General features: G+C 59.0%; 13 protein-coding genes and 1 pseudogene. 12 read left to right on the forward strand and 2 right to left on the reverse strand.

Annotated features, from left to right (window positions below; genetic code table 11):
- Positions 1-7: 7 nt before the first annotated feature.
- The 7 genes from HMPREF1255_RS08025 to HMPREF1255_RS08055 all read left to right on the forward strand — a co-directional run bounded on the left by HMPREF1255_RS08025 (position 8) and on the right by HMPREF1255_RS08055 (position 7,816).
- Positions 8-2,392, forward strand: coding sequence for a serine/threonine-protein kinase (locus HMPREF1255_RS08025; RefSeq protein WP_024111297.1), 2,385 nt, complete (start codon positions 8-10; stop codon positions 2,390-2,392).
- Positions 2,389-3,450 (forward strand): PP2C family serine/threonine-protein phosphatase, encoded by a 1,062-nt coding sequence (locus tag HMPREF1255_RS08030; RefSeq protein WP_155948517.1) that lies wholly within the window; start codon positions 2,389-2,391, stop codon positions 3,448-3,450. Before HMPREF1255_RS08025 ends, HMPREF1255_RS08030 begins: the two co-directional genes overlap by 4 nt.
- A complete protein-coding gene (locus HMPREF1255_RS08035; RefSeq protein WP_024111419.1) occupies positions 3,450-4,754 on the forward strand; it encodes a VWA domain-containing protein in 1,305 nt (434 codons plus the stop codon). The genes HMPREF1255_RS08030 and HMPREF1255_RS08035 overlap by 1 nt, the downstream gene beginning before the upstream one ends.
- A gap of 18 nt (positions 4,755-4,772) precedes the next feature.
- Complete coding sequence (locus tag HMPREF1255_RS08040; protein ID WP_016456643.1) at positions 4,773-5,372, forward strand: FHA domain-containing protein; 600 nt, start codon at positions 4,773-4,775, stop codon at positions 5,370-5,372.
- Positions 5,369-6,145 carry a queuosine precursor transporter gene (locus HMPREF1255_RS08045; protein WP_016456642.1) on the forward strand — a complete coding sequence of 259 codons (777 nt, stop codon included), beginning with the start codon at positions 5,369-5,371 and terminating at the stop codon, positions 6,143-6,145. The genes HMPREF1255_RS08040 and HMPREF1255_RS08045 overlap by 4 nt, the downstream gene beginning before the upstream one ends.
- Positions 6,146-6,222: 77 nt before the next feature.
- Positions 6,223-7,506, forward strand: a complete 1,284-nt coding sequence (locus tag HMPREF1255_RS08050) for an adenylosuccinate synthase (RefSeq protein WP_016456641.1) — start codon at positions 6,223-6,225, stop codon at positions 7,504-7,506.
- 109 nt (positions 7,507-7,615) lie between these two features.
- On the forward strand, positions 7,616-7,816 hold the full coding sequence (locus HMPREF1255_RS08055; protein ID WP_016456640.1) for an NINE protein: 201 nt from the start codon (positions 7,616-7,618) through the stop codon (positions 7,814-7,816).
- Between the two features lie 54 nt (positions 7,817-7,870).
- On the opposite strand, the gene HMPREF1255_RS08060 is transcribed toward HMPREF1255_RS08055, so the two are convergent.
- A complete protein-coding gene (locus HMPREF1255_RS08060) occupies positions 7,871-8,425 on the reverse strand; it encodes a hypothetical protein (protein ID WP_024111303.1) in 555 nt (184 codons plus the stop codon).
- A gap of 147 nt (positions 8,426-8,572) precedes the next feature.
- Between HMPREF1255_RS08060 and poxB the strand changes: the two genes are divergently transcribed.
- From poxB to purB, 3 genes are all read left to right on the forward strand, one after another.
- Positions 8,573-10,300, forward strand: coding sequence for a ubiquinone-dependent pyruvate dehydrogenase (gene poxB, locus HMPREF1255_RS08065; RefSeq protein WP_016456638.1), 1,728 nt, complete (start codon positions 8,573-8,575; stop codon positions 10,298-10,300).
- A gap of 141 nt (positions 10,301-10,441) precedes the next feature.
- The gene (gene purD / locus HMPREF1255_RS08070) at positions 10,442-11,710 is read left to right on the forward strand and encodes a phosphoribosylamine--glycine ligase (protein WP_016456637.1); all 1,269 of its coding nucleotides are present in this window, start codon (positions 10,442-10,444) and stop codon (positions 11,708-11,710) included.
- A gap of 15 nt (positions 11,711-11,725) precedes the next feature.
- Positions 11,726-13,156: an adenylosuccinate lyase gene (purB, locus tag HMPREF1255_RS08075; RefSeq protein WP_024111603.1), complete on the forward strand. Its 1,431-nt coding sequence runs from the start codon at positions 11,726-11,728 to the stop codon at positions 13,154-13,156.
- Here the strand turns inward: purB and HMPREF1255_RS08080 are convergent.
- Positions 13,153-14,124: a DUF2207 domain-containing protein gene (locus HMPREF1255_RS08080; RefSeq protein ID WP_024111474.1), complete on the reverse strand. Its 972-nt coding sequence runs from the start codon at positions 14,122-14,124 to the stop codon at positions 13,153-13,155. The genes purB and HMPREF1255_RS08080 overlap by 4 nt on opposite strands.
- Before the next feature lie 82 nt (positions 14,125-14,206).
- On the opposite strand from HMPREF1255_RS08080, the pseudogene HMPREF1255_RS08085 reads away from it, so the two are divergent.
- Both HMPREF1255_RS08085 and purQ read left to right on the forward strand, forming a co-directional pair.
- A pseudogene (locus HMPREF1255_RS08085) lies at positions 14,207-15,415 on the forward strand (phosphoribosylaminoimidazolesuccinocarboxamide synthase).
- Positions 15,412-16,089 carry a phosphoribosylformylglycinamidine synthase subunit PurQ gene (gene purQ, locus HMPREF1255_RS08095; RefSeq protein WP_024111392.1) on the forward strand — a complete coding sequence of 226 codons (678 nt, stop codon included), beginning with the start codon at positions 15,412-15,414 and terminating at the stop codon, positions 16,087-16,089. The pseudogene HMPREF1255_RS08085 and the gene purQ overlap by 4 nt, the downstream one beginning before the upstream one ends.
- Positions 16,090-16,091 lie beyond the last annotated feature (2 nt).

Raw genomic sequence — 16,091 nt, forward strand, 5'->3', positions numbered from 1 at the left:
AGGCCCCATGAGCGAACAAAAATGTACTCAGCCCGGTTGCCCGGGTTCAGTGGTCGACGGCTATTGCGACTACTGCGGGATGCCTCCTGGTGCCGCCGAAATTTCTATCGAAATGCCTGAGCCTATGCCGTTCAGAGCCCCGACTCGCAAAACCGTTTCGGCGCCGAACAAAGCTAGTCCGCGACAGAGCGGCCCGATGGGGGTCTCGATCGGCCCATGCCCGCAGTCTTATTGCCGAGGCGAGATAATCGACGGCTACTGCAACGTCTGCGGGCAACCTCCCGTTGTGCAGCAGGTGCCAAACGTGTTGGGTGCGCCGCTGGTGGGAATCTCCAGCGAGCAGCTCGGCACCGTCGCTATCGGCTCGGCAATCGCCGGCGAAGGAGACGACAAACACCCGCTTAGCTCGTGGCAGAGTAACCGAACGCGCATCGGTGCCGGAATCACCGTTGTACCGCCCTCGCCTACGTTCGATCCGCTGGACGCGGTTATGGATAATCCAGTCGTGCCCGAGGCACGCAGGTTCTGTTCTGCCTGCGGAAAACCTGTCGGGCGCGGGCAAAACGGCGCTGAGGGTGCTCAGGTAGGCACCTGCGATTCTTGCGGCACTTCATTCGATTTTCGTCCGGTGATCTCGCCGGGTGAGTTGGTGGCGGGTCAATACGAAGCGGTCGGCTGCCTCGCATACGGAGGCATGGGCTGGATCTACCTGGCTAGGGATAAGAACGTCTCCGACCGCTGGGTGGTGCTGAAGGGGCTGCTGAACGAATCCGACGCCGACGCCGCCGCATCCGCGAAGTCCGAGGGTAAATTCCTCGCCAAGGTAGAACACCCAATGATCGTCGAGATCTACAACTTCGTCGCGCACGAGGGCGCCCGCTACATCGTCTTGGAATACGTTCCGGGCCGCTCCATTACCGATCTGCTGAAGAAACGCAAGACTGAAAACGACGGCGTGCACGATCCACTGCCGCCAGACTGGGCGCTGGCTTACGTCATCGAGATCCTGCCTGCGTTCAGCTATCTGCACGATAGAGGCCTGCTGTATTGCGATTTCAAGCCCGATAATCTGATGCAGGTGCAAGATTCCCTCAAACTGATCGACCTTGGCTCTGTTCGGAGGGTCGACGACGACATCTCGCCCATCTACGGCACAGTTGGTTATCAGGCCCCGGAGGTCGCCGAGCAAGGCTGCTCCGTCGCCAGCGATATTTACACGATAGGCCGGGCGCTGCTGATGATGTGTACGGTCTTCCCAGGCTTCCAAACCGACTACGTCGACAAGCTGCCGCCCGCCGGCAAGATCCCGCAGCTTTCCCAAAACGACTCGCTGTACAGACTGGTGAAGCGGGCCTGTGCGCCCGAACCGACGGATCGGTTCCAGTCTGCCCAGATTCTGCGCGCCCAATGCTTAGGCGTGCTCAGGGAGGTCGCGGGCAGGGCGTCGGGAGGCGCTGCCATTACTTCACACGAATCGTCGCTTTTCACCACGCCCGATCTGCTTGACGAAACCGAAATCGATTGGCACATGCTGCCGCAGATCCGCGCGGACATCAACGACCCGATGCGCGAGTGGCTGACCAGACTGCCGACGAAAGACCCGTCCTCTCGGGCGAAGGCCCTCGCTAAGGCGCCGCAACGTAGTCCGGCAGTCGTCTTGGCGGAACTCGAACTGAATCTGCAGCTCGGTAAAACTCGTCAAGTAGAACGCCTGATCAGCGAACTGAAACGGCTCGACCCGTGGGACTGGCGGGCGGTGTGGATGCAGGCGATCTCGCACGTCCAAACCGGCAATTGGCACGAGTCCGTGGCCGCATTCAACACCGTTTACGGCCAGCTGCCGGGCGAAGTGGCGCCCAAGTTCGCCCTCGCTTTGGCCTGCGAGCGAGCCGGGATGAGTCAAGTTGCCGAACAGCTTTTTGCTATCTGTGCCAGCACCGATTCCGCTTATGTAGCCGCGTGCGCATTCGCGATCGCGAGGATCAGGCTCGCCAGAGGAGACGTCCAAGGCACCCTCGACGCGCTCGACTTGGTGCCAGCGAAGTCCAGGGGATTCTCCCTGGCAAGACAAAAGCGCACGAAGCTGCTTCTGGAGCGCGGTGAGAGTCTGCCAGATCTCGCACAGGCGCTAGAGGCTGTGGGCCATTCCGACCTAAGCGAAAAGGAGCGGGCGCGGTCCCAGGTGCGCATCCTTGAGGCCGCTTTGAAGAAGCTGGAAGAATCCGGGAGCCAGCCAGGCGTGCGCATCGGTGGGCAAATTGCGACGTTAAGAAACGTCCGATCACAGCTCGAGGCCGCATATCGGGCTGCGGCGTCTTGGACTCAAGACCGCAGTGAGAGAAATAGTCTGCTTAGTAAGGCCGACACGAAAAGAAAGTGGAGCCTGTTTTGAACGAGAATGAATGGCGGCAGCCGCCCTTGGTCGAAAAAGCGGACGTCGAGGTACAGCCCGAGCTTGAGGCCCATCTCGAACCAGGAGACCAGAGCGCGCCACGAGTATTTGAGAGCCAGCCCGCAAGCTGTCAGAGGTGCGGGGGAGCGATCGACGTCGACGGCTACTGCTCCAAGTGCGGTGCGAAGGCTCCGTCGATGTACGACCACGTTGAAATCCAGCCGCAAAGCTGGGTTGCGGGGGTCAGCGATCGTGGCCTTCGGCACGCAAAAAACGAGGACGGCATGCACGCAATTGCCAGCGACGAGCCAGGGTGCTGGGCGGCTCTGGTGGTTTGCGACGGCGTGTCCAGCGCGTCCGATTCCGACGTCGCCTCGAGGGCGGCCGCGCTGGCCGGAGCGAGCGCGCTTCAAGACCTGGCCAAAGATGTTCGAATGGTCGAGGAGAACTCCGTGCAGCTGCAGGCATCGTTCATCGCAGCCTGCGAAGCGGCAGGCGAGGCCGTGCTCGAAAATACCGGCCCCGAGGACACCAATCCGCCGTCCTGCACGGTAGCGATGGCGGCAATCCAAGATGGCTCGGTGATCGCCGGTTCGGTTGGCGATTCCAGGGTCTATTGGGTCCCCGAAAACGGCGAGGTGGAGCTGCTAAGCATCGACGATTCCATCGCCCAAGAACATATTGCTGCCGGTGTCGCCCGAGAGATCGCCGAGTCTGGCCCTGATGCACACGTAATCACGCGTTGGCTCGGCAAAGACTGTCCGCAGATTCTGCCGGACGTCCACTTGATGCGTGCACAAACTAGCGCTGGTTGGCTAGTCGTCTGCAGCGACGGAGTGTGGAACTACGCATCCGAACCGGAAGACTTTGCTGTCGTCGTGCGCCAGATAATGGCTCAGGCTGACGGGCTCGCCGAGGGCACGAAGGACCTGATCCATTGGGCCAATCAGCAGGGTGGGATTGATAACGCGACGGCCGTCATCGCAAGGTTGGAGGGCTCGGCAGATCCGCTGGATATCCCTACCACGAAGATCGTGAGAAACGTGGAGCAGGCCTGATGGCGGTTTATTCTTCCGAGGTTTTCCAAAACGAGTTTCTGCCCGATGGCGGCACCGACGTAAACGCGATCGTGTCTATCACCGTCGACGATGCCGGAAAAGCGGGGTCTGATGGCGCGGCTGGTGAGATCATCATCATCGACTGCTCCGGCTCCATGGGCATGCGAACGATGGCGGCAGCGAGGTCGGCTGCAATTACCGCGATCGACAACATCCTCGACGACACCTACTTTGCCGTTGTCTCTGGCACCCACGAGGCATTCCTTGCCTATCCGGTCGTCCAATCCGGCCCCGGAATGGTAAAGATGGACGAGTTTACGCGTCAGCAGGCCAAGGTCGCTGTGTCTCGGCTGATTGCAGACGGTGGCACGGCGATCGGTAAGTGGCTGAACCTGACGCGGGCACTGTTTTCGTCGATGGGCGATATCTTCAGCCAAAAACATGCGCTGCTGCTAACTGATGGCGCTGACGAACACGAGACGCCGGCCCAGCTCAACGCCGCCATCGAGGCCTGCCGTGGTCAGTTCCAGTGCGATTGTCGTGGCGTAGGAACCTACTGGGTGGTTTCGGAGATCCGAAAAATTTCGAATGCGCTGATGGGCACGCTTGGTTTCATCTCCGATCCGAACCGCCTGAGCGAGGAGTTCGCTTCGATCATGCAGGCGTCCATGAACCGAGGCGTTTCCGAGGCTAATTTGCGAGTGTGGACTCCTCAGGGGGCTCAACTGCTTTTTGTGCGTCAGGTTTCTCCCGAGGTCGACGACATGACCAACAAGGGCAGGGCGGTTAGCCAGCTAGTCGTCGAGTATCCGACGGGAGCCTGGGGCGACGAAACCCGCGAATACCACGTAAGCGTGCGGATACCCGCCAAAAATATCGGGATGGAGCAGTTGGCCGCGCGTGTGCAGTTGGTGGTGGACAACCAGCCGAAAACGCAAGGGCTGGTCAAGGCTATTTGGTCTCAGAACGATAGCCTCACTGCCCAAATAAACAGCGAGGTGGCGCACTACACTGGTCAGACGGAGCTGGCCCAGACAATTCAGGAGGGGTTGGCTGCTAGAAAGGCCGGCGATCTTTCGACCGCCACGGCTCGGTTGGGCAGGGCGGTGCAGCTTGCAGACCAGACCGGAAACGACGAAGCCGCAGAAAAACTGTCTCGGGTGGTCGACGTCGTCGACATCAGCACCGGAACCGTTAGGTTGCGTCAGCAAGTAAACAAGGCTGATGAAATGGCTTTAGACACCGCATCAACGAAGACGACTCGCATACGTAATCGTGGCAAAGACGAACAGCAGCGGCCATAATTGGCCTCGGAGGGACAAATGAGCAACGACTTTGAGAGCAAGGACACCGGCCAGTGCCCTAAGTGTGGCGTTTTCCTGACCGGTGAGGAGTCCTTCTGTATGACATGCGGCTACGACTTGAATCAGTCGGAAGAAACCGGCGACCTGGGGCTTTGGGAGTCCCCGAAACCCGCCAGTGAGCCCGACGAAGAACCAGCTCAGATCGAGGAGAAGCCGAGAACTAAGTGGGTGGCAGAGGTGTGGATCGACCCGGAGTGGTACCGCACCCAGTCCAGCCCCGACCAGCTGCCGTCACCGGGTCAACCCGAAATCATCGGGCTGCACGAGGACGTGATTGCGATCGGGCGTCCGACTGCCGAACAGCCGTCTCCCCAAATCAACTGCGCAACCGATTCGGGCGTTAGTCGTCAGCACGCGCGCCTGATCAGCGATGGCAAGCGTTGGTGGGTGGAGGACGCCGGAAGCTCGAATGGGACGTTCGTGGGCGTCATAGATCAGACGTTGCCTGCCGAGCCGATCACGGGACGAGTCGAGATCTGCCCGCACCACCGCGTCTATGTCGGATCTTGGACTCGAATCGTGGTTCGCGCAGCTTTGGTGCAAGAATCTGATCTGTGAAAAACAAAGACCTGAACGAAAACCAGCTAGCCAACGACACTTTTGCCGCTAGCGCCGCTTCCGAGCGAAATGGTTCGACAGGTCGACATAGTCAGCCGAAATACGCCGACTACGGGACGGGAAACTACGCGATCCTCGTGGCGATCATGTGCATTATCGTGATCCTGAGCGGCATCGGTGGGGCAAAGGGCGTCGTATTTACTATCGGTGGCTTCGACATCATCACCGACGGAGCCTTCTTCATGTTCCCAATCGCCTACATCATGGGTGACACCGTAACTGAGCTGTACGGCAAGAAGGCGGCAACCAGAGCTGTTGCCATGGGTTTCATCACAAACGTCATCGCCGCGCTCATCTATTGGGTGATCATCATCCTTCCCGGCTTCAGCGACGATTACGGCATCGAGAAACAACACGGCATCGAGGTCGCTCTCGGGCCCGTCTGGCAGATCGTGCTCGCCTCCATGACAGGTTTCGCAATCGGCCAGACTGCAAACTCGGCGATCATGTGGTTCGGTAAAAAGCGCCACCTGGAGCGTCGCCTAGTTAGACGTTTGATGTCGGCAACCGGTGTCGGCGAGCTGCTGGACACCATCGTCTTTTGCACCATTGCCGCCAGTGCTATCGGCATCTCGACGGTGGGGCAGTGGGCCAACTACACCATCTTCGGTTTCCTTTGGAAGATCCTTGTGCAGTACGCGATGATGCCCGTAACCGTAACCCTGATTAAGTGGCTGAAGAAGCGTGAACCGACTTACGCGAACGCCGAGTAGAAGGCGTGTAGTTGCTCGCTGGTGGCTACACCTGCTCATTTTGGAGTAGAGTTAGGCCGCGCTATTAGGAGGCATAGATGCCAGGAATCGTTATTTTGGGAGCCCAGTGGGGCGACGAAGGTAAGGGCAAGGCCACGGACGCAATCGGCGACCGGGTCGATTTCGTCGTTCGCTATTCGGGCGGTAACAACGCGGGGCACACCGTGGTGGTTGGTGACGAAAAATTCGTCATGCATCTGCTGCCTGCGGGCATTCTGAACCAGAACGCCACCACAGTCATCGGTAACGGCGTCGTCATCGACCCGGATGTGTTGGCCGAGGAGCTTGATGCTCTCGCTCAGCGGGGCGTCGAGGTCAGGCACCCGCTACTAAGCGCTAACGCCCACATCATCACGAAGTACCATCAGGTGCTCGACCGGGTCACCGAGCGGTTCGCGGGCAAGAAGAAGATCGGCACCACCGGTCGTGGCATCGGCCCGACCTATTCAGACAAGGTTAACCGCATCGGCATCCGCGTCCAGGACCTGCTCGACGAGCAGATTCTGCGCGACAAGGTGGAGGCGAGCCTTGAGCAGAAGAACCAGCAGCTGGTGAAGATCTACAACCGCCGCGCTATTGAGGCCGAACCGATTATCGAGAGCCTGCTTGCCCACGGCGAGCGCTTCAGGCCGTACGTCGTGGACACTTCTAGGCTCATCAATAAGGCTTTGGACGAGGGAAAGACCGTCCTGTTCGAGGGCGCTCAGGCGCACCACCTGGACATCGACTACGGCACCTACCCGTACGTCACCAGCTCTAACCCGACTGCCGGTGGCGTCTGCACCGGAACCGGCGTAGGCCCTCGCCGCATAGATCGCATCATTGGCATCGCTAAGGCCTACACCACTCGCGTGGGTGAGGGACCGTTCCCGACCGAGCTGCACGACGAGGTTGGCGAGAGGCTGCGTCAGCTTGGCGGCGAGTTCGGTGCCACCACGGGGAGGCCGCGTCGCTGCGGTTGGTTCGACGCGCTGGCCACCCAGCAGGCGGTCATGACTAACTCTTGCACCGACATCTACCTGACGAAGCTCGACATTCTGTCGGGTTGGGACGAGATTCCGGTTTGCGTCGGCTACGACATCGAGGGCACCGTCATCGATCACTATCCGCTGACTCAACGCGAGTTCCAGCTCGCTAAGCCCGTCTACGAGATGCTGCCCGGCTGGAGCGAGGACATTTCCGGAATCCGCGATTTCGACGATCTGCCGGCAAACTGTCAGGCCTACGTGCATCGCTTGGAAGAGCTGATGGGCTGCAGGATCAGCGGTATCGGCGTCGGCCCGGGTCGCGACCAGGCGATTATCATCAACGATCTGGTCTAATCGATTTTTACCCGTCAAACACCAAAGGCCCGCCTGTTCCGATTAACTTTCGGATAGCGCGGGTTCTTTTGGTTAGATTGGTTGTATCAGCCGACGAGAGGTAAGCATTATGAGCCGCATGACTGCGTTTTTACTAGCACTTTTGGGTCTGGTCGGAGTTGCCGGAATCCATCGCTTCTACACCGGCAAGGTGGCCACGGGAATCTTGTGGCTTGTGACTGGGGGGCTATTCGGAGTCGGCACGGTCATCGATATCATTCGAATCGCTGTCGGTGGTTTCCCAACGAAAGACGGCCAGCGGCTGCAGTAGAACTTAAAAACGGCGGGTAAGCAAAATGCTCACCCGCCGTTTGTTTGTCTTTAATTACTTCTTAGCGATGTTGCCCTGTACATCAACGAAGAAGGAGTTCAGGTTGTCACCTCGGGCGTCGTTGAAGTCGATCTCGAAGCCCAGTTTGCCGTCCTCTTCATCAAAATCGGCCTCGTCTAGGAACTTGCCGCCGTCGGCAGCCTGGCCCTGAGCATTCTCAATGGCCTCAGCCAGAGTGATGCTGTCTTTGATCTTCTGATCCTTCGCATCGGCGATTTCGCGCTCGTTCTCGATTACGGTGCCGTTGAGCATTACGTCGTACTCAACCTTCTCGTTACCCTCGAGAACAGCTACCTCCCAGTGGCTGTTGTCCTCGGTGGAGACGGATAGCGCGACGCCGTCCTTAACCTCTTCAGCCTTCTTGATGGCATTGAGAGCGCCGTCGGTGTCGAGCTGGTTGGTGGTGTCCGGGGTCTGGGCGCCGGAAGATTCGGTCTTTGAGGCGACCGCGGAGTTAGCCTCAGTGTTTGCGCCTTCGTCGGAGCAGCCGGTCACGGTGGCTGCGAGTAGTGCAGCGCAATTTGCGGATGTGATCTTTAGTTTGCTCATACAGCATTGTCTCTAGTTATTTTGAGCTAATCAAATAATGGTATAATTGCATGTGTCTACGGCTCTAATTTGTGGTGACAAATTTCCGCCGCCGATTGTAAAGAAGGCGCGTTGAAAATTGCGCTTAGCTATTTAATAAGGAGCATTGTGACTACAATCGCGCAGCATATTGTTGAAACGCTAAAGGATAGCGGCGTCGAGAGGGTCTGGGGTGTCGCCGGAGACTCCCTGAACGGCCTTACGGATGCCATTCGCCGCACAGCCGGCATCAAGTGGGTGCCGGTTCGTCACGAGGAGGCTGGGGCTTTCGCTGCAAGTGCGGAAGCCGCCACCACTGGGGAACTCGCGGTGACGGTCGGATCTTGTGGTCCCGGTAACCTGCACTTGATCAACGGCCTGTACGACGCCAACCGGTCTCGAGTTCCGGTGCTAGCCATCGCCGCACATATTCCTCACGACGAGATCGGCGGTTCGTACTTCCAAGAGACCCACCCCGAGATCATTTTCCAGGAGTGCTCGGTTTATTGTGAGCTGGTCTCGATGCCGGAGCAGATGCCCAGGATCCTGCGGTCGGCCATGCGCGCAGCTTTAGACAAGAGGGGAGTGGCTGTGCTGGTCATCCCCGGCAATGTGCTGCTATCCGAAACCGACGCAAAACCCGAAAAGATCGAAAGCGCCCCGTTCCGCGCTGCCCCCGCGGACGATCAGCTGGATGAGGCCGCAAAGATCCTCAACTCTTCCAAGAAGATCTCGATCCTCGCCGGAGCAGGTTGCCAGGGCGCACACGACGAAATCATCGAGATCGCCGATAAGTTGCAGGCACCGATGGTGCACTCGATGCGCGGCAAGGAGTGGGTGGCATACGACAACCCGTTCGACGTCGGCATGACAGGCCTTCTTGGCTTCACGTCCGGTTACAACGCGCTTAAGGAATGCGACACCCTTCTCGTGCTCGGCTGCGATTTGCCGTACCGGCAGTTCTATCCGCAGGATGCCAAGGTTATTCAGGTCGACATCGATGGCCAGCACATCGGTCGCCGCGTCGACGTCGATCTGCCACTCGTTGGCACCGTGAGGGATACCGTCCAGGCGCTGCTGCCGAAGCTAAAGGGCAATAAATCTTCTGCCCACTTGAAGTCCATCCAGAAGGACTATGCAAAGTCCTCCAAAGACCTGAAGTCGCTCGCGAAGCCCACCAAGCGCGGAAAAATTCACCCGCAGTTCCTCGCCGACCTGCTCAACACCTACGCAACCGACGACGCAGTTTTCATCCCCGACGTCGGCTCGCCGGTAATCTGGGCCGCCCGCTACATCGACGTGAACGGCAAGCGCAGAATCATCGGCTCGTTCAACCACGGCTCGATGGCAAATGCCATGCCGATGGCGATGGGCGTTCAGGCGGCGTTCCCATCCCGCCAGGTAATCGCGATGTCCGGTGACGGCGGTCTGTCGATGCTGCTCGGAGACCTGCTCTCGCTCAAGCAGAACGGCCTTCCCGTGAAGATCGTGGTGTTCAACAATTCGTCGCTGAATTTCGTCGAGCTGGAGATGAAGTCCGCGGGCTACGTTAACTTCGCAACTGACCTGCAGGATCCGAATTTCGCCGATATCGCCAACGCTGTTGGCCTGAAGGGCTATCGCGTTGAGAAGGGTGGACAGCTGGAGAAGACCGTCAAGGAATTCTTGGCCCACGACGGTCCCGCGGTTCTGGACGTAATCACCGACCGCCAGGAGCTGACCATCCCGCCGACCCTAGAGCTGGATCAGGTCAAGGGCTTCTCACTCTACGCGATGCGTACCGTGCTCTCCGGCAGGGGATCGGAACTTATCGACATGGCTAGGACAAACCTTCGTCAGCTTCCGAACCTGTTTTAAAAAAAGAGGTTCCAATAATCGAAAAGTATCCGCCATGGCAGCGCTCAGTTATGCATGTGCTGCTCTGTTTCGCCTAGTCGCATTCGAGGATGGGTGAATTTTAAGGGTAAGGGCTTAGTAATAGGCGCTAGGATATGGCCCGTGAGCAACCTAATTGTTTTGGTTTTGGGCTCAGGTGGCCGCGAGCACGCGCTGGTTCGCGGCTTGGCTGCAGACCCAACCGTCGCGCAGATACACGTCGCCCCAGGCAACCCAGGCTGCGAGGATTTGGCGACCAACCATGAAATCGACCCACTGGATTCGCAAGCGGTAGTCGAACTCGCCCGTGAAGTCGAGGCCAGTTTCGTTTTGATCGGTCCCGAGGCCCCGTTGGCAGCAGGCATCAGCGACGCTTTGCGCCAGGCCGGAATTCCGGTTTTCGGCCCGTCGAAGGCAGCAGCTCAGCTGGAGTCGAGCAAGTCGTTCGCCAAGCGCGTCATGGAAAAGGCTGGTGTCCCGACCGCGGGTTACGTGGATTGCAAGAGTCCGGAGGACGTCGGGGTTGCGCTGGAGAAGTTCGGTGCGCCATACGTCGTTAAGCACGACGGTCTGGAGGCAGGCAAAGGTGTGCTGGTCACCAACGATCTCGAAGAGGCCATCAAGCATGCGACTAAAGCTGACGAAGTGGTGATCGAGGAATACCTGGAGGGCCCGGAGGTTAGCCTGTTTTTCGTCACCGACGGCCAGACTGCGCTGCCGATGATGCCCGCTCAAGATTTCAAGAGGCTCTTAAACGACGACCGCGGCCCCAACACCGGCGGCATGGGTGCATACACTCCGTTACCCTGGCTGGACGACGACTTCGTCGACCAGGTGCAGCGAGAGGTTGCTGACCCGGTGCTAGCCGCCATGCGGGACGCCGGAATGCCATTCGTGGGTCTGCTTTACGTCGGCCTCGCCGTCACCAAGGATGGCCCCAAGGTGATCGAGTTCAACGCCAGGTTTGGCGATCCGGAGACGCAGGTACTGATCGCCACGCTCGTCACGCCGCTGGGGCAGCTGCTCTACTCCGCTGCCACCGGCAAGCTTGCCGAATTTGGCAGGATGATCTTCGAGGGCGCCGCGGTCTGCGTCGTAGTCGCAGCAGAAGGTTACCCGGTTGCACCCAAGAAGGGCGGCCATCTGGATCTGCCCGCCGACACCGAAACTGCGCACGTCATCCACGCTGGAACCGCGCGAGATCCTGAAGGCGACATAATCGCCAACGGTGGCCGCGTGTTAACCGTGGTGGGCCTAGGAAAGGACGTCCCCGCAGCCCGAAACGCCGCCTACAATCAGCTAACCGAAATCGAATACGCCGACGCAATCTGGCGCACGGATATCGCCAGCGACAAGAAACTGAGCGGCGCAGCCAGCAACCGTCCGGTCTAGAAACTAAGGGAACCAATGTCTATCGAAAACGTACTCGCGAGCCGTTACGCAAGCGCACAGATGATCAACGTCTGGGCGCCAGAAGCTAAAATCATCGCTGAGCGCAAGCTCTGGATCGCTGTTTTGCAAGCGCAACGCGATCTGGGCGTCGACTTTGGTGGCGACGATCCGAACAAGGTGATCGATGCCTACAGCGCGGTCGTCGACCAGGTGGATACGGAGTCCATCGCCAAACGGGAGCGCGTGACTAGACACGACGTGAAGGCGCGAATCGAGGAATTCAACGCGCTTGCCGGCTACGAGCACATTCACAAAGGCATGACTAGCCGCGACCTGACGGAGAACATCGAGCAGCACCAGGTGCTGGAGGGGCTGAAGATCGTTCGTGACCGCACTGTTGCTGCGCTCTCGCGAATCGCGCAGCGTGCCGTGGAGTACACCGACCAGCCGATCACCGGACGCACCCACAACGTTGCGGCCCAGGTGACGACTCTCGGCAAGCGTTTCGCCAATGCCGCCGACGAGTTGCTGATTGCTTTCCATCGAGTCGAGGAGCTGCTGGACCGCTACCCAGCGCGCGGCATCAAGGGCCCGGTCGGCACCAGCCAGGACATGCTCGATCTGCTCGGTGGAAACGCCGACAAACTTGCCGAGGTGGAGCGCCGAATCGCCGACGAACTCGGTTTCAAAAATATCTTCACTGCAACCGGCCAGGTGTACCCGCGCTCGCTTGATTACGACGTGCTTTCCGCTCTGACCCAGGTCGGTGCAGCGATGAGCAGCCTGGCAACCAGCATTCGTCTGATGGCTGGCAACGAGCTTGTCACGGAGGGGTTCAAGCCTGGCCAGGTTGGCAGCTCTGCCATGCCGCATAAGATGAATACCCGAAGCTGCGAACGCGTCAACGGCATGATGATCATTCTGCGTGGTTACGCGAACATGGCGGCTGATTTGGCCGGCACCCAGTGGAATGAGGGAGACGTCAGCTGCTCCGTGGTTCGCCGCGTCGCGCTGCCCGATGCCTTCTACTGCATCGACGGCATGTTCGAAACGTTCATCACCATCATCGACGACTTCGGTGCATTCCCCGCCGTCATCAATGCCGAGCTGAGCCGCTACCTGCCGTTCCTGACCACCACCAAGGTTCTGATGGCTGCGGTCAAGAAAGGCGTTGGCCGCGAGGATGCCCACGAGGCAATCAAGGAGAACGCAGTGGCCGTGGCGCTCGAGCTGCGCGAGAAGGCTGTCGAGAACGATCTGTTCGACAGGCTCGCGAAGGATTCTCGCGTCGGCCTAAGCCGAGATGAGCTCGACCACCTGGTTAGCGTTCCGCTGGAGCTCACTGGAGCCGCGGGCGCCCAGGTGGCAAAGATTGCCGAGCAGGTCGAAAAAATCGTCGACGCGTACCCGAAGGCGGCGGCCTACAAACCGGGGGCCCTGCTCTAGTCGGCTTCTGAGACTAGCTGGGACAGATCCTCAAGCACCTCTGCGGGGGAGATGGAGTTGGGGGTCTTGTACCAATCCAATTCAAAATTGCATCGTGAGTGGCTCGCCAGGAAATCCTCGTATTTCTGGGCGAGCTGCTCTTGTATCCCGAGGCTGATGGCCCAAGACGCATCTTGTGAGAAGCTGCGGGTCAGCGAGCCAGGCTTGAGCTTCTGATCGAGGGTCTGCTGCTTGAATCTTTCCAGGTGTTTGGCGACCGCTTCCATAGATTCGGGTCGATACCAGCTGCTGCCCAGGGAAGCCACAACGCCGCCCGCGGCTGCCAGCGCTATCGCGCCGATCAAACCGAACATGCTGGAGGTGGTCAGCCAATCGAAGATCATCGCGGCGGTTAGCACCAACCCGGCAAGCAGCAGGACGCCACCGATAACCCCCCAGACGCTGCTTCTGGGCTCGTCGCCTTCCACCCAATCTTTCTTTCGCAGCTCTTCGATCAGTTGTTTGTGAGCCAGCTCGAGCGGTTTATTGGCAGACAGCAACATCCTCGAGTGCGTGACGGAGTCTTTGCCCGCAAACGGCGCCTCGACGAGTGTGCGTTCGTAGGGCAGAAGCTGATCATCCGCGTCGGCGACCTTAGTGAAGACCCAATCTCGCCAGGAATCCTTACGCTCGTTGAGCGGTGAGATGCACAAGTAGCCCCTCGTAGCTAGATCGATTAGCGATAGGTTTACGTCCTTAGCGGAGACGCCCTGGCCGTTAAGCGTGCTCACCATCGCCGGCGTGGTATCGGCTGGTGGACGGTGTGCGTCCGGCAGCATCTGCTTGAGGCGGTTAGTCAGCTCGTGCCTGTTGAATTCGCGTCTGGCGACGATTCGTGGGCGAATTGCTCGGCGAACCATGACGGTCAGAACGACGGCGGCTAGCAGAAACACCAGTCCGATCACCAATACGATGATGTCGAGTCGCATATCGAGTCTCCTTATCAGGTCAGGAAACAGTCTAGAACCCTCGAATGACAATTTTGTGGGTGCTCAGCGTACAATATCTACTATGAGCCAGTATTCCGATCTCGGATTGCCGCTAATCAACGCAGGAAAGGTTCGCGAGCTTTATCAGCTGCCCGATCCGGAACGCATGTTGATGGTGGCTACGGATAACGTTTCTGCCTTCGATTACATCCTCGACACCAAGATTCCTGGCAAGGGTAAAGTTCTTACCCAACTTTCGCTTTGGTGGTTCGAGCAAATTCCGATGGCTAATCATCTGATCTCGACTGACGTCCCAGAACTTGTCGAGGGCAGGGCGATGGTCGTCGAGAAGCTGCAGATGATTCCGGTAGAAGCCGTGGTTCGCGGCTACCTTACCGGGTCTGGGTGGGTCGAATACCAGGCCTCGAAGACTGTATGCGGCATTCCGCTGCCCGATGGCTTGAATGATGGCTCTAAGCTGCCAGCGCCGATCTTCACTCCAGCGGCTAAAGCGGAATACGGCGAACACGACGAGAACATCAGCTACGGCCAGTTGGTCGAGCTGGTGGGCGAAAAGACTGCAGCCGAGCTGCGCGACGCCAGCATCTCGATTTACAAACTGGCGGCAGCCAAGTGCGAAGAAAAAGGTCTGATCCTGGCTGACACCAAGTTTGAATTCGGTCGCCGTGAAGACGGCACCCTGGTGCTCGCCGACGAGGTTCTGACCCCGGACTCGTCCCGCTACTGGGACGCCGAAGACTACGCTGCTGGCAAGCTGAAGAGCTTCGACAAGCAGTATCTTCGCGACTGGCTGAGCAAGGACTCCGGCTGGGACAAGAACTCTACGCCGCCGCCTCTTCCCGAAGAGATCGTAACAGCCACTATCAACCGCTACCGGGACGCCTATTCCCGCCTAACAGGACGAGTACTTTAAGGTATAACCATGGGTTTTTTCAGCAGGTCTAAGTCGAACAAGTCGGCTGACAACAACAAATCTTCCCAGCAAGAGCAGGTTGCTCCGGGGCAGGTGTCGGAGACCGATCTAGCCAAGCGCGTCGTCGTAAACGTGATGCCAAAGCCAGAGATCCTCGATCCGCAGGGCAAAGCGGTCAGCGCCTCGCTTCGTCGCCTCGGTTACGAGGGCCTTAGCGTTCGCCAAGGCAAGCGCTTCGAGATCGAGGTCGACGGTGAGATCACGGACGAGCGTCTCGAGCAGATCAGGCACGCCGCCGAGACCCTGTTGACCAACACCGTCATTGAAAAGTTTGACGTCACCGTGGAGATGGCATGACAAAGATAGGTGTAATCACCTTCCCTGGTTCTCTTGACGATCACGATGCCTTGCGCGCGATCCGCCTTTCCGGGGGCACGCCGGTGCCGCTGTGGCACGCATCCGACGAACTGGGCGACGTCGACGCCGTGGTTTTGCCAGGAGGTTTCAGCTACGGAGACTACCTGCGCTGCGGCGCCATCGCCCGCTTCGCCCCAATCATGGACGAACTCATCCGTCAGGCGAAAGAGGGGCTGCCGGTCCTTGGCATCTGTAACGGTTTCCAGATGCTCTGTGAGACCCACCTGCTGCCGGGCGCGATGATCCGCAACGAGTCGATGAAGTTTATCTGTCGCCCCGAGCGGCTTCGAGTCGAGTCGGTCGACACCGTCTGGACCTGCAACTTCACACCGGGTCAGGAAATCGAGATCGCGTTGAAGAATGGCGAGGGTAACTTCCAGGCTGATGCCGATACCGTCAAACGCCTGGAGGACAACAACCAGGTTGTCTTCCGCTACCTGGATAACCCGAACGGCTCGGTCAACGACATCGCTGGCATCACTAACGAGCGTGGAAACGTGGTCGGGCTCATGCCGCATCCCGAGCACAGCGTGGAGACCCTCACCGGCTCGTCGACCGACGGCCTGGGCTTCTTCCAGTCTGCTCTGGCATTCCTGCAACGCGCGGCGAACTGATT

This window comes from Propionimicrobium sp. BV2F7 (genome assembly GCF_000510445.1).
GTDB classification, from domain to species: domain Bacteria; phylum Actinomycetota; class Actinomycetes; order Propionibacteriales; family Propionibacteriaceae; genus Propionimicrobium; species Propionimicrobium lymphophilum.

Excerpts from the sequence above, each read along its gene's own strand:
- HMPREF1255_RS08050 (WP_016456641.1), top strand. The coding sequence starts at position 6,223 with ATGCCAGGAATCGTTATTTTGGGAGCCCAGTGGGGCGACGAAGGTAAG.
- HMPREF1255_RS08080 (WP_024111474.1), bottom strand. The coding sequence starts at position 14,124 with ATGCGACTCGACATCATCGTATTGGTGATCGGACTGGTGTTTCTGCTA.
- purB (WP_024111603.1), top strand. The coding sequence starts at position 11,726 with ATGTCTATCGAAAACGTACTCGCGAGCCGTTACGCAAGCGCACAGATG.
- HMPREF1255_RS08060 (WP_024111303.1), bottom strand. The coding sequence starts at position 8,425 with ATGAGCAAACTAAAGATCACATCCGCAAATTGCGCTGCACTACTCGCA.
- HMPREF1255_RS08025 (WP_024111297.1), top strand. The coding sequence starts at position 8 with ATGAGCGAACAAAAATGTACTCAGCCCGGTTGCCCGGGTTCAGTGGTC.
- purQ (WP_024111392.1), top strand. The coding sequence starts at position 15,412 with ATGACAAAGATAGGTGTAATCACCTTCCCTGGTTCTCTTGACGATCAC.
- HMPREF1255_RS08040 (WP_016456643.1), top strand. The coding sequence starts at position 4,773 with ATGAGCAACGACTTTGAGAGCAAGGACACCGGCCAGTGCCCTAAGTGT.
- HMPREF1255_RS08055 (WP_016456640.1), top strand. The coding sequence starts at position 7,616 with ATGAGCCGCATGACTGCGTTTTTACTAGCACTTTTGGGTCTGGTCGGA.
- HMPREF1255_RS08035 (WP_024111419.1), top strand. The coding sequence starts at position 3,450 with ATGGCGGTTTATTCTTCCGAGGTTTTCCAAAACGAGTTTCTGCCCGAT.